The sequence below is a fragment of the Enterobacter sp. 118C5 genome (genome assembly GCF_034107645.1).
Lineage (GTDB): Bacteria > Pseudomonadota > Gammaproteobacteria > Enterobacterales > Enterobacteriaceae > Enterobacter > Enterobacter nematophilus.
In genome coordinates this window covers 201782-214789 of record NZ_JAWNEU010000005.1, presented here as the reverse complement: position 1 = coordinate 214789, position 13008 = coordinate 201782, and the positions used below count along the sequence as shown (strand labels likewise).

General features: G+C 56.3%; 14 protein-coding genes. 13 read left to right on the top strand and 1 reads right to left on the bottom strand.

Features of this window, described 5'->3' with window-relative positions:
- Positions 1 to 32: 32 nt before the first annotated feature.
- From ilvB to UTO39_RS12085, 8 genes are all read left to right on the top strand, one after another.
- Entirely contained in the window at positions 33 to 1721 is a 1689-nt protein-coding gene (ilvB, locus tag UTO39_RS12120) for an acetolactate synthase large subunit (RefSeq protein WP_061096688.1), read from the top strand.
- Positions 1722 to 1724: 3 nt separating this feature from the next.
- Positions 1725 to 2012: an acetolactate synthase small subunit gene (gene ilvN / locus UTO39_RS12115; RefSeq protein ID WP_010426528.1), complete on the top strand. Its 288-nt coding sequence runs from the start codon at positions 1725 to 1727 to the stop codon at positions 2010 to 2012.
- Positions 2013 to 2094: 82 nt separating this feature from the next.
- Positions 2095 to 2688, top strand: a complete 594-nt coding sequence (uhpA, locus tag UTO39_RS12110; RefSeq protein WP_032626676.1) for a transcriptional regulator UhpA — start codon at positions 2095 to 2097, stop codon at positions 2686 to 2688.
- Positions 2685 to 4190, top strand: coding sequence for a signal transduction histidine-protein kinase/phosphatase UhpB (uhpB, locus tag UTO39_RS12105; protein WP_266179445.1), 1506 nt, complete (start codon positions 2685 to 2687; stop codon positions 4188 to 4190). The genes uhpA and uhpB overlap by 4 nt, the downstream gene beginning before the upstream one ends.
- Positions 4183 to 5493, top strand: a complete 1311-nt coding sequence (locus tag UTO39_RS12100) for an MFS transporter (RefSeq protein WP_061096686.1) — start codon at positions 4183 to 4185, stop codon at positions 5491 to 5493. The genes uhpB and UTO39_RS12100 overlap by 8 nt, the downstream gene beginning before the upstream one ends.
- 132 nt (positions 5494 to 5625) lie before the next feature.
- Positions 5626 to 7023: a hexose-6-phosphate:phosphate antiporter gene (gene uhpT, locus UTO39_RS12095; protein WP_061096685.1), complete on the top strand. Its 1398-nt coding sequence runs from the start codon at positions 5626 to 5628 to the stop codon at positions 7021 to 7023.
- 149 nt (positions 7024 to 7172) lie between these two features.
- Entirely contained in the window at positions 7173 to 8177 is a 1005-nt protein-coding gene (locus UTO39_RS12090; protein WP_320727254.1) for an alpha/beta hydrolase, read from the top strand.
- A 151-nt stretch (positions 8178 to 8328) separates the two neighbouring features.
- The gene (locus tag UTO39_RS12085) at positions 8329 to 8781 is read left to right on the top strand and encodes a DUF1198 domain-containing protein (RefSeq protein ID WP_213826941.1); all 453 of its coding nucleotides are present in this window, start codon (positions 8329 to 8331) and stop codon (positions 8779 to 8781) included.
- Here the strand turns inward: UTO39_RS12085 and UTO39_RS12080 are convergent.
- Entirely contained in the window at positions 8778 to 9698 is a 921-nt protein-coding gene (locus tag UTO39_RS12080) for a LysR family transcriptional regulator (protein WP_320727253.1), read from the bottom strand. The two genes, UTO39_RS12085 and UTO39_RS12080, sit on opposite strands and share 4 nt — an antisense overlap.
- Positions 9699 to 9885: 187 nt before the next feature.
- Between UTO39_RS12080 and UTO39_RS12075 the strand changes: the two genes are divergently transcribed.
- From UTO39_RS12075 to UTO39_RS12055, 5 genes are read left to right on the top strand one after another with little or no spacing between them, the layout of a single operon-like run.
- Positions 9886 to 10497 (top strand): hypothetical protein, encoded by a 612-nt coding sequence (locus tag UTO39_RS12075; protein WP_320727252.1) that lies wholly within the window; start codon positions 9886 to 9888, stop codon positions 10495 to 10497.
- 10 nt (positions 10498 to 10507) lie between these two features.
- On the top strand, positions 10508 to 11284 hold the full coding sequence (locus UTO39_RS12070) for an AfsA-related hotdog domain-containing protein (protein ID WP_320727251.1): 777 nt from the start codon (positions 10508 to 10510) through the stop codon (positions 11282 to 11284).
- The gene (locus tag UTO39_RS12065) at positions 11277 to 12110 is read left to right on the top strand and encodes a hypothetical protein (RefSeq protein ID WP_320727250.1); all 834 of its coding nucleotides are present in this window, start codon (positions 11277 to 11279) and stop codon (positions 12108 to 12110) included. Before UTO39_RS12070 ends, UTO39_RS12065 begins: the two co-directional genes overlap by 8 nt.
- A 7-nt stretch (positions 12111 to 12117) precedes the next feature.
- Positions 12118 to 12342, top strand: coding sequence for a 2-hydroxymuconate tautomerase (locus UTO39_RS12060; RefSeq protein WP_032673481.1), 225 nt, complete (start codon positions 12118 to 12120; stop codon positions 12340 to 12342).
- 3 nt (positions 12343 to 12345) lie between these two features.
- Positions 12346 to 12996, top strand: a complete 651-nt coding sequence (locus UTO39_RS12055; protein WP_320727249.1) for an HAD-IB family hydrolase — start codon at positions 12346 to 12348, stop codon at positions 12994 to 12996.
- The last annotated feature ends 12 nt before the right edge of the window (positions 12997 to 13008 follow it).

Genomic DNA, 13008 nt, shown 5'->3' with positions numbered 1-13008 from the left:
CCCGGAAAGTCGGCCCATAAAAGGACTGGAGCATGGCAATTTCGGGCACAACATCCACCAAGACGCGTTTCACCGGCGCGCAGCTGATCGTTCATTTGCTGGAACGGCAGGGCATCACCACGGTTGCGGGCATCCCGGGCGGCACGGTGCTGCCGCTGTACGATGCGTTAAGCCAAAGCACGCAGATCCGCCACGTGCTGGCGCGCCACGAGCAGGGGGCAGGCTTTATCGCTCAGGGCATGGCGCGTACGCAGGGCAAACCGGCAGTCTGCATGGCCTGCAGCGGCCCGGGGGCCACCAACCTGGTGACCGCCATCGCCGACGCGCGCCTCGACTCCATTCCGCTGATCTGCATTACCGGCCAGGTACCGTCCTCGATGATCGGCACCGATGCGTTCCAGGAAGTGGACACCTACGGCATCTCTATCCCCATCACCAAACATAACTATTTAGTTCGCGATATCAGCGAGCTGCCTCAGGTTATCAGCGATGCGTTCCGCATTGCGCAGTCTGGCCGCCCGGGCCCGGTGTGGATAGACATTCCTAAGGATGTCCAGACCGCAGAGATCGAGATCGACGTCCTGCCGGAGCCGGGCGAGCGCGCCCCCGCGCCGGAATTCAGCGCTGAGAGCGTGCGCGACGCCGCCGCCATGATTAACGCAGCCAAACGCCCGGTGCTCTATCTGGGCGGCGGGGCAATCAACGCCGCGGATGAAATCCGTCAGTTCGCGGAAAAAGCCAACCTGCCTACCACGATGACCCTGATGGCGCTGGGGATGCTGCCTAAAGCGCATCCGCTGTCATTGGGTATGCTGGGCATGCACGGCGCGCGCAGTACCAACTACATCCTGCAAGAGGCTGATTTGCTGATTGTTATGGGCGCGCGTTTTGATGACCGGGCGATTGGCAAAACCGAGGAGTTCTGCCCGAACGCGAAAATCATTCACGTGGATATCGACCGCGCCGAGCTGGGCAAAATCAAGCAGCCGCACGTGGCGATTCAGGGCGACGTGGCCGAAGTGCTGGCGCAGTTGATCCCGCAGACGGATGCAGCCGACCGCGCCGACTGGCGCCAGCTGGTGGCGGATCTGCAGCGCGAGTTCCCGGGCGCCATCCCAACCGAGGGCGACCCGCTGAGCCACTATGGCCTGATCAACGCCGTGGCCGCCTGCGTGGACGACAGCGCGATTATCACCACTGACGTGGGCCAGCATCAGATGTGGACCGCGCAGGCGTATCCGCTGAACCGTCCGCGCCAATGGCTGACCTCCGGCGGCCTCGGCACCATGGGCTTCGGCCTGCCAGCGGCAGTAGGCGCTGCGCTCGCCAACCCGGACCGCAAGGTGATCTGCTTCTCCGGCGACGGCAGCCTGATGATGAACATTCAGGAAATGGCGACCGCGGCCGAAAACCAGTTAGACGTGAAAATCATCCTGATGAACAACGAGGCGCTGGGCTTAGTGCACCAGCAGCAGAGCCTGTTCTACAAGCAGGGCGTGTTTGCGGCGACCTATCCAGGGATGATTAACTTTATGCAGATTGCCGCCGGCTTTGGCCTGCACACCTGCGATCTGAACGCGGAAGAAGACGCCCACGCGGCGCTGCAGGCGGCGATTTCTCGCCCCGGCCCGGCGCTGATCCACGTGCGTATTGACCCTGAACAAAAAGTGTATCCGATGGTGCCGCCGGGTGCGGCAAATACTGAGATGGTGGGAGAATAAGCCATGCAGAAACAACATGATAACGTCATTCTGGAACTCACCGTCCGCAACCACCCAGGCGTTATGACCCACGTCTGCGGGCTCTTTGCCCGCCGGGCGTTTAACGTGGAAGGCATTCTCTGCCTGCCGATTCAGGGCAGCGAGCACAGCCGCATCTGGCTGCTGGTCAACGACGATCAGCGTCTGGAGCAGATGATGGCGCAGATCGATAAGCTGGAAGACGTCACCAAAGTGGCGCGCAACCAGTCCGATCCCACCATGTTTAACAAAATTGCGGTGTTTTTCGAGTAAATCGCTTAAGGTAAGCGTCTTTCGCTCTTGTAGGCCGGATAAGCGTAGCGCCATCCGGCTTTTTCAGACCGCAGGAACACACATGACCACCATCGCTCTCATCGACGACCATCTTATCGTCCGCTCCGGCTTTGCCCAGCTTCTTAACCTCGAACCGGATTTTCAGGTCGTGGCCGAGTTTGGCTCCGGTCGCGAGGCGCTGGCGGGCCTGCCGGGGCGCGGGGTGCAGGTCTGTATCTGCGATATTTCGATGCCGGATCTCTCCGGGCTGGAGCTGTTGAGCCAGCTGCCGAAGGGCATGGCGACGATTATGCTGTCGGTTCACGACAGCCCAGCGCTGGTCGAGCAGGCGCTCAACGCGGGCGCGCGCGGCTTCCTCTCCAAACGCTGTAGCCCGGACGAACTGATCGCCGCCGTGCGCACCGTCTCCACCGGCGGCTGCTACCTGACGCCGGATATCGCCATCAAGCTGGCGGCCGGAAGGCAGGATCCGCTCACCAGACGCGAGCGTCAGGTGGCCGAGAAGCTTGCGCAGGGCATGTCGGTGAAAGAGATTGCCGCCGAGCTGGAACTGTCCCCGAAAACCGTGCACGTCCACCGCGCCAACCTGATGGAAAAACTCAACGTCAGCAACGACGTCGAGCTGGCGCGCCGTATGTTCGACAGCTGGCAATGAGTTCCGCTTTTTCACGGCTGATCGCCGTTGTCGCCAGCTTTTTTATCTTCTCCGCCGCGTGGTTTTGCCTGTGGAGCATCAGCCTGCATCTTGTCGAGCGCCCTGAACTGGCGGTGCTGCTGTTTCCCTTCGGCCTGCGTCTGGGGCTAATGCTCCAGTGCCCGCGCGGCTACTGGCTGGTTTTGCTCGGCGCAGAATGGCTCATGCTGGTCTGGCTGGCGCAGGAAGTCGCCCTCGCGCACCTGCCATTATTGATGACCGGAAGCCTGCTCACGCTTCTCCCGGTTGCGCTCATTTCCCGCTACCGCCACCAGCGCGACTGGCGCACGCTGCTGCGTCAGGGGGCGGCGCTGATTGCCGCCGCGTTGTTACAATCCCTGCCGTGGATCGGCGAGAAGGAGATGCTTAACGCCCTGCTTCTGACCCTTACCGGCGGTCTGACGCTGGCGCCGACCTGCCTCGTGATCTGGCACTACCTCACCAGCACCGTCTGGCAGCCGCTCGGCCCCGCACTGGTTTCCCAACCGGTGAACTGGCGCGCCCGGCACCTCATCTGGTATCTGCTGCTGTTTGTGGTGAGCCTGTGGCTGCAGCTTGGCCTGCCCGCCGAGCTTTCACGCTTCACGCCGTTTTGCCTGGCGCTGCCGATTATCGCCCTGGCCTGGCACTACGGCTGGCAGGGGGCGCTGATCGCCACGCTGATGAACGCCATCGCGCTGATTGCCAGCCAGACCTGGCACGATCATCCTGTTGATTTACTGCTCTCCCTGCTGGCCCAGAGCCTGACCGGGCTGCTGCTCGGCGCGGGCATTCAGCGCCTGCGCGAGCTGAACCAGTCCCTGCAAACCGAACTGGCCCGCAACCGCCGTCTGGCGGAGCGTCTGCTGGAGACGGAAGAGAGCGTGCGGCAGGAGGTGGCCCGCGAGCTGCACGACGATATCGGCCAGACCATCACCGCTATCCGCACCCAGGCGGGCATTGTCCAGCGCCTTGCGGCGGAAAACGCGGTGGTGAAGCAGGGCGGGGCGCATATCGAACAGCTTTCGCTGGGCGTCTATGATTCCGTTCGCCGCCTGTTAGGACGGCTACGCCCTCGCCAGCTCGACGATCTCTCGCTCGAGCAGGCGGTGCGTTCCCTGATGCGCGAGATGGAGCTGGAGAGCCGCGGCATTGTCAGCCATCTCGACTGGCGCATTAACGAATCTTCGCTCAGCGAAGGCCAGCGCGTGACGCTGTTCCGCGTCTGTCAGGAGGGGCTGAACAACATCGTCAAACACGCCAGCGCCAGCGCGGTCACGATCCAGGGCTGGCAGCAGGACGAGCGCCTGATGCTGGTGATTGAAGACGACGGCTGCGGCCTGCCGCCGGGCTCCGGCCAGCAGGGTTTTGGCCTGGCGGGCATGCGCGAGCGCGTGAAGGCGCTGGGCGGCACGCTGACCCTCTCCTGCACTCACGGGACGCGCGTCAGCGTTAGTTTGCCGTTAAGGACGTCTCATGTTTAAAACCCCAACCAGCGCGGCTCCGTTGCGCGACAAAGCGGAAATCGACGCCCGCTACCGCTACTGGCGTCGCCATATCCTGATCACCATCTGGCTCGGTTACGCGCTGTTCTACTTCACCCGCAAAAGCTTCAACGCCGCCGCGCCGGAAATCCTCGCCAGCGGCGTGATGACGCGCACCGATATCGGCCTGCTGGCAACGCTGTTTTACATCACCTACGGCCTGTCGAAGTTCTTCTCGGGCATCGCCAGCGATCGCTCCAACGCGCGCTACTTTATGGGCGTTGGGCTGATCGCCACCGGCGTGGTGAACATCCTGTTCGGCTTCTCCACGTCGCTGTGGGCCTTCGCCCTGCTGTGGGCGCTGAACGCCTTTTTCCAGGGCTGGGGCGCGCCGGTCTGCGCCCGCCTGCTCACTGCCTGGTACTCGCGCAACGAGCGCGGCGGCTGGTGGGCAATCTGGAACACCGCGCATAACGTCGGCGGGGCGCTGATCCCGATGGTGGTGGGGGCCGCAGCGCTGCACTACGGCTGGCGCGCGGGGATGATGATTGCCGGTGGCCTGGCGATTGTCGCCGGGCTGTTCCTCTGCTGGCGCCTGCGGGACAGGCCGCAAACCGTCGGCCTGCCTGCGGTGGGCGACTGGCGGCACGACGAGATGGAAATTGCCCAGCAGCAGGAGGGCGCGGGGCTGACCCGCAGGGAGATCCTCACCCGATACGTGCTGAAAAACCCTTACATCTGGCTGCTGTCGCTCTGCTACGTGCTGGTCTACGTGGTGCGCGCGGCGATCAACGACTGGGGCAACCTGTACATGTCCGAGACGCTCGGCGTGGACCTGGTGACCGCTAACTCCGCGGTGACCATGTTCGAGCTGGGCGGGTTTATCGGCGCGCTGGTGGCGGGCTGGGGCTCGGATAAGCTGTTTAACGGCAACCGCGGTCCGATGAACCTGATTTTCGCCGCCGGGATTTTGCTCTCCGTCGGCTCGCTGTGGCTGATGCCGTTCGCCAGCTACGTGATGCAGGCGGCGTGCTTCTTCACCATCGGCTTTTTCGTGTTTGGCCCGCAGATGCTGATCGGCATGGCGGCGGCGGAGTGTTCCCACAAAGAGGCGGCAGGCGCGGCGACGGGCTTTGTCGGGCTGTTTGCCTATCTCGGCGCATCGCTCTCCGGCTGGCCGCTGGCGCGGGTGATCGACGTCTGGCACTGGAGCGGTTTCTTCGCGGTGATCGCCATCGCGGCGGGCATCTCGGCCCTGCTGCTGCTGCCGTTTTTGCATGCCCAGGCGCCGCGGGAAGCGTGACGCGCCTCACCTTTTGTTGCCGAGTGGCGCAAAACTAGGAAATTTTCCCGGTTTTACCTGGACGCTGTCTCAGGCATCTCTCCCGGCTGATTTTTACAATGCTGCAAAAATCAGCTCAGGAGTAAACCAACCATGCTGGCCTTCTTAAACCAGGTGCGCAAGCCGACTCTGGATCTGCCGCTCGACGTGCGGCGCAAGATGTGGTTCAAACCGTTCATGCAGTCCTATCTGGTGGTCTTCATCGGCTACCTGACCATGTACCTGATCCGCAAAAACTTTAACATCGCGCAGAACGACATGATCTCAACCTACGGGCTGAGCATGACGCAGCTGGGGATGATTGGCCTGGGCTTTTCCATCACCTACGGCGTGGGGAAAACCGTTGTGTCCTACTACGCGGACGGCAAAAACACCAAGCAGTTCCTGCCGTTTATGCTGATCCTCTCCGCCATCTGTATGCTCGGCTTCAGCGCCAGCATGGGCGCGGGCTCCGTCAGCCTGTTCCTGATGATTGCCTTCTACGCCCTGAGCGGTTTCTTCCAGAGTACCGGCGGGTCGTGCAGCTACTCCACCATCACCAAATGGACCCCGCGCCGCAAGCGTGGTTCGTACCTCGGCATGTGGAACATTTCCCACAACCTCGGTGGGGCGGGTGCGGCAGGCGTGGCGCTGTTTGGCGCGAACTACCTGTTCGACGGCCACGTGATCGGCATGTTTATCTTCCCGTCGATTATCGCCCTGATCGTCGGCTTTATCGGCCTGCGCTTCGGCAGCGACTCCCCGGAGTCCTACGGCCTCGGTAAAGCCGAAGAGCTGTTCGGCGAGGAGATCAGCGAAGAGGACAAAGAGACCGAAGAGAACGAGATGTCCAAATGGCAGATCTTTGTTGAGTACGTGCTGAAAAACAAAGTGATCTGGCTGCTGTGCTTCTCAAACATCTTCCTGTACGTGGTGCGCATCGGCATCGACCAGTGGTCAACGGTGTATGCCTTCCAGGAGCTGAAGCTCTCGAAAGAAGTGGCGATTCAGGGCTTCACCCTGTTCGAAGTGGGCGCGCTGGTCGGCACGCTGCTGTGGGGCTGGCTCTCCGATCTCGCCAACGGTCGTCGCGCGCTGGTGGCCTGCGTCGCGCTGGCGCTGATTATCGCCACGCTCGGCATATACCAGCACGCCAGCAACCAGTACGTTTACCTGGCATCCCTGTTCGCGCTCGGCTTCCTGGTGTTTGGTCCGCAGCTGCTGATCGGCGTGGCGGCGGTTGGCTTCGTGCCGAAAAAAGCGATCGGCGCCGCCGATGGGATTAAAGGTACCTTCGCCTACCTGATCGGCGACAGCTTCGCCAAGCTGGGTCTGGGGATGATCGCCGACGGCACGCCGATTTTCGGCCTCACCGGCTGGGCGGGCACCTTCGCAGCGCTGGATGCCGCGGCGATCGGCTGTATCGTCCTGATGGCGATGGTGGCGGTGCTGGAAGAACGTAAGATCCGCCGTGAGAATCGTGCGCAGAAGCAGAAATTAAAAGCGGCCTGAGTGTGCAGGTAACTTCTTTGCCCGGTGTGATGCCGGGCTTTTTTGTTTTGTACGTTACGCCTTTACCCCGCTTTACACACCCGCCCCTCTCCATGCTCTACAGTTTTTTTGCTGCCGCCTTTCGTGCAGCCTTAGAACGGAGAACCTGCATGTTGACCCGACGATTGTCCTGCCTGGCGCTGCTGATGGCGCTGGCCTCCCCCGCAATGGCTGCGGATGCCCCCACCTACGGCGAGAAGCTGGAAGGTTTTGACTACGGCTGGCCGGTAAAACACTTTATCTTTACCTCGCAAAACCAGCCTCTGGATATGGCCTATCTGGACGTTAAGCCGGAAAACCCCAACGGCCGCTCCGTGGTGCTGATGCACGGCAAAAACTTCTGCGCCGGTACATGGGACGGTACGATCCGCGCGCTTTCAGCCAGCGGGTATCGGGTGATTGCCCCCGACCAGATCGGCTTCTGTAAATCCACCAAGCCGGAACGTTATCAGTACACCTTCCAGCAGCTGGCGGATAACACCCACGCGCTGCTGAAATCGCTCGGCGTCGATCGCGTGACGGTCATTGGCCACTCGACCGGCGGCATGCTGGCGACCCGCTACGCGCTGATGTGGCCGCAGCAGGTGGAACAGCTGGTGATGGTCAATCCGATAGGCCTGGAGGACTGGAAAGCGCGCGGCGTGCCGCATATTACGGTCGACCAGTGGTACCAGCGCGAGCTGAAGGTCAGCGCCGACGGCATTCGCCAGTACGAGAAAAACACCTACTACGCCGGGGAGTGGAAGCCGGAATACGAGCGCTGGGTGACCATGCTTGCCGGGCTGAACAACGGGCCGGGTAAAGAACGCGTGGCCTGGAACTCGGCGCTGCTCTACGACATGATCTACACCCAGCCGGTGATCTACGAATTTAGCGATCTGAAGATGCCGGTATTATTGATGATCGGCACGAAGGACAACACCGCCATCGGGAAAGATCTCGCCCCGCCGGAGATCCGCAAGACGCTCGGCAACTATGCGGTGCTGGGTAAAGAGACGGCGAAACGCATTCCGCACGCGACGCTGGTGGAATTTAACGACATGGGCCACGCGCCGCAGATGCAGGACCCCGTACGCTTCCACGAGGCGCTGCTGAAGGGGCTTCAGGCGCGCTGACTGGTCTCCAGCAACAGCCCGCGCAGCCACCCCTGCGCGGGATTGCTTTCATCGCATTTATCTAGCTTTTTTCGGTTCACTATTCTGGCCGTACCCGCTGTCGACACGGTGCGTTTCCCGCTATGATGAGCGGCTAGTCTAAGGAGAACGCATGGTCTGGATAATGCTGGCAACGCTTGCCGTGGTGTTTGTGGTGGGATTTCGCGTCCTGACCTCAGATTCCCGCCGCGCCATCAAACGTTTAAGCGAACGGCTGGGCATCACCCCGATGCCGGTAGAATCGATGATTGACCAGTTCGGTAAAACGCCGGGCAATGAGTTTATCCGCTACCTTGAGCGGCCTGACGAGGCGCATCTGCAAAACGCCGCGCAGGTGCTGCTCATCTGGCAGGTTTGTATTGTCGACGGTAGCGAAGAGAATCTGCATACCTGGTACCGCATGCTGCGTAAAGCTCGCCTTGCCGCACCCATTACCGATGCGCAAATTCGTCTGGCACTTGGCTTTATGCGCGAAATGGAGCCCGATCCGCAGGAGCTGAACGTCTTCCAGCTGCGCTATAACCAGCTATTTCTTCCGGAAGAAGGTGTGTTTTATCTGCATTAAGCCTTTTTGCCGCACAAGATATTCTGAGCGTTCAGGATCTCCTCTCTGTTTTCATTGAGGCGAGTTGCGGCATAGATATCAATATTTAATCTCTTTGCCTCATCGTCCGTTAGCTCGCGGTAGCATAGCCCCTCCTGATTAAAGGTGCATTTTGACTGAGGCAGCAGCGCAAACCCTTTCCCTCTTGCGATACGGCTTAGCATCACGAGGGAATCATCCGGCTCTTTAATACGCTTCAGCGGCGTTTTCAGCGTGTCAAAGTAGCTTTCGCATTTGTCATAGAATGACGGATTAGCGCTTCTCGAAAACCAAAAAAGTGGAAGATCGCTAATGTCTCCCAGCGAGACTTTCTCTTTCAGACTGGCAGGATGTAAAGAAGGCATTGCGATGAGCAACGGTTCCTGGCAGACCCAGCGGTATTGAACAATGTCTTCATGACCCGTTCCTTTTTCCCCGGTCAGCACCAGATCCAGCATATTTTTAGACAAGCTTTGCAGCAGCTGTGCTGACGTCAGGTCGGGCGTTTCAACGTCATCTCCGGCGTTCATTTTTTGAAGCTGCGTATTTACTGGTTCAATATATTCAAAATTAAGCGTGCGCGTGAGACCGATGCGCAGACTCGTTTCTGAAGAGTGAGGATCTTCTTTTAAGCTGCTGATGTCTTTGAGTATTTTTTCTGCCTGAACGACCAGCGCTCGGCCTGCTTCAGTGAGGCTAACGTCATGCGTGCTGCGACTGAACAACTGACGTTTCAACACCGCTTCAAGGCATTTTATCTGACGCGTCAGAGGCGGTTGAGTCATGCGCAGACGTTCGGCAGCCTTACGAAAGTTCAGTTCATGTGCAACAGCGAGAAAGCATTGTAATTGTTTGATACTGGGCAGGTTATTGCTGATTAAATGTTCTGCTGTAGCCATACGTGGGTCCTGAATGCGAAAAGGTATTTCGTCTTTTTTCCATTTCGATATTACACGCTAAATGCTGGCAGCAAAACCCGTTTTAACAGTAATACAAAAAATATATTACAAATTTAACAATTCCAATAGTTTCCTGTATTGATAAATTTCTATCCGAATCCTCACTTAATCAATGCTCGGAGTAATTATGTCGTCTAAATATGTACTGGTATCACGCTTCCCATTAAAAAATACTTTTTCTGAAAAAGAATTTACTTCCCTAAAAAGCAATGAAAACGTTCGCTACTATACCTGTGAAGAAAACGGCGTAAATGAATTGCTGGAATTACGCGCATTCAACGATATTAAAGAAATTGCATGGGTTGAGAGTGAAATGGAATCCATGTTCCATCGTTTCTCTGAGGTTCTTTCTGCCGATATCCGTCGCGAGCTGCTTAAGTTTGTTGAATCCCCAATTGATAATAAAAATAGCTTGCCAGAATCAAATTATATCCAACTCCGACACGTCGAAGTGCCTGCGCATAACTATCAGCAGTACCGTCAGTGGCGCGATGAAACCATTTTCAATGTTGTAAGAGATAACAAAGATAAGATTGAAAGTTTCGAAGCGTTTCATTCACTGATCAGCGGCGTTCCGGGTGTAATGTTTATCTCCTCATTTAACGGTGATAAAGCAGAATATAAAGAAGCATTTACCAATGCGCGTTATCAGGAAATCATTCAGCAGGCCGGCGATAACTTTATTACTGGCGGTAATGACGGCCTTTATACACGTATCTATCGTGCTTGCTGTTGTTGAGGGACAATGAATGAACTGTAAAAAGTTGGTAGTTGTTGGCGATAAATTTAATGAATTTGCCAATGGTAAAGATGTACTGACTATATCTCAGCTAGAATTATTGACTCAAATCCCTGCGAATATCATTGATAAAGAACACGAAATTATTGTCGGGCAAGGCGTGCGCAAGGATTTTGCCGGAAAGGTAATTTCAAACCAGGCAAGAAATGCGATTCATGGCAATAAGTTGAAAATGTGCTCTCTGGAAAAACTGGTTAGCGACAAAAAAAATGCTTATTGCCATAAAAGACTGGAACAGAATGTACTTATAGGACCTGCGGAACAAGCTGAGCATAACCACGATCTTTATGCGATGCCGCTGTTAATCGATGAGCGTTGCGAATTGATGGCGGATCATCAGACGGGGCAGCATATTCAGGGAATGCTGCTGGTTGAAGCCAGCCGACAGGCCTTTATCGGCGTCACCGAAGAATTTATTTACCAGCAGGAAAGTGGACGCTATTACGTCATTAATAGCATGGCAATCAATTTCGCCAGTTTCCTGTTCCCTTTACCAGCGCTGGTCCACTTTGAATTTCTTGAAAAAGATATTAACGACCGCCGGGGGCGTTTCAAGGCTCAGGTTCGCGTCACCCAGCACCAAACGCTTTGCGCGACAATGGATGTCTCGTTCACCGTCTATCCTTCCGCCCTGATTGCAGAGAAAGAGAAATCTCTGGCTGAGGTTGCCATGCAGGCGACCATTGTTGAGCAGCAAGGGGTGACTCAGGGGGTAACGCATGCCTGAATTACGTAGCCAGAAATACCGTCTGGCTGCGACCACGCAGGGGCCTCTTTACCCCCCTGCGGAGGTCATGGACGGGAAGGGTAATTTTGTCGTGGTTGGCATGGTGCCAGGGGATAACGGACTGCAGTGGCGAAGCGTCATTGTCTCTCCGGACAGCCCGCTTCCGGCATTTGGGGAAGTCGCACCCTATAACATTCTGTGCGATCTGGAAAAGATGCCTCAGGACGCGTTGAAGGACATCATTCTTCATACTCTTCCTTTACCCATTCCGATGAACAACTATCGGATGATTTTCGCACCAGAGCAGCGGCCGCAGGCCAATAATGAAATAAGGCCTGGCCTGCCACTTCATGAAGGCTATATCGCGGATTATCGCAGCAGCGATGGAAAGCGAGAGATCGAGCCAGTGACCCTCGCTGCCTGGCTCGAGGCAGAGGGAACCTTTGAGGTCACATTGTCCGAAGATAAGAAACGAGCCCGGTTCACGTTTTCGTTCCGGAGCCTTGTTCCCGATAGCGTTTACACCGTGATGAGCCTCAGGGAAAACGATCTAGCCTCGGAGGAGCCGAGCAGGCCAGGTCCGCTGGGAATACCCAACGTATTTGTAACCGATAGCGAAGGTAATGCCGAATATTGGGCAGAGTTAACCGATCCTTTCCCGGCTCCGGCGAGGAAAGGAAACAGAATTATTAACGTAGTCGTACTTTATATGAGCTCGCGTCAGAGCTACGGCGGTGCAATTGGCTTTTACGGTCTTGGAGGCGATATCCATGCCCATTTAAAACTCAAAGGCCGTTCCTTCGATGAATTTACAACTATAGAGTGAGAAAAGTATGCCATTTGTTCATGTTATGACCTGGCCTGCGAAAGATGAAAATCAAATCATCAGACTCCAGGAAGATATTACATTTGCCGTTCACAAAAACACGGGTGCGCCGCTGGATAAAATTTCCGTGGTGGTTTCTGAAATTGCGCCTTCCCGCTGGGCGGATGCAGGCGTGTCTGGTACGGATAAAGATTTTCCGGTTAAGAGTCGAAGAAAAAACTACGAGGAATAAAGCTTGCGTAAACATGCCGCTTTTTTTGATGTTGATGAAACGCTTATAAATATTAAAAGCATGTTTGATTTCTATGATTTCTGGTGCAGGGAAAATAATCAAAACGATCGTCTTCAACGCTATATGTCTCGTTTTCGCACCGATGTGAAAAACGGTGTGCCAAGGGAAACTCTGAACAGAGATTATTATCGTCAATTTAAAGGTGTGTCCTGTCGTTATCTGGAAGAAATGGGTGAGAAGTGGTTCAGGTGTAAGCTGGAAAGCGAGTTTTTTATTGAGAGTGCTGTTTCAGCCCTTAAAAAACATCAGAACCAGAACACGTATACCGTATTTATATCGGGCTCTATGCTTCCGATTCTTTCACCCATTGCAAAATATCTTGGGGTAACGGATATACTCTGTGCGCCGGTGATAATAAATGACGAAGGTGAGTTGACGGGTGAAATCGGCCTGCCTCAAACAATTGGAACAGGTAAAAAAGACGCGCTTATAGCCTTTTGCGATGATAAAGAGATTAACCCGGCGGATTGTTATGCCTACGGCGACGATCTTTCAGATATTCCAATGCTTGAAGCCACTGGCCATCCCGTCTGTGTGGGAGAGCATTCCGCGCTTACCAGATATGCAACTGAAAAAAATTGGCACATTATTTAAACCCTTATTGAG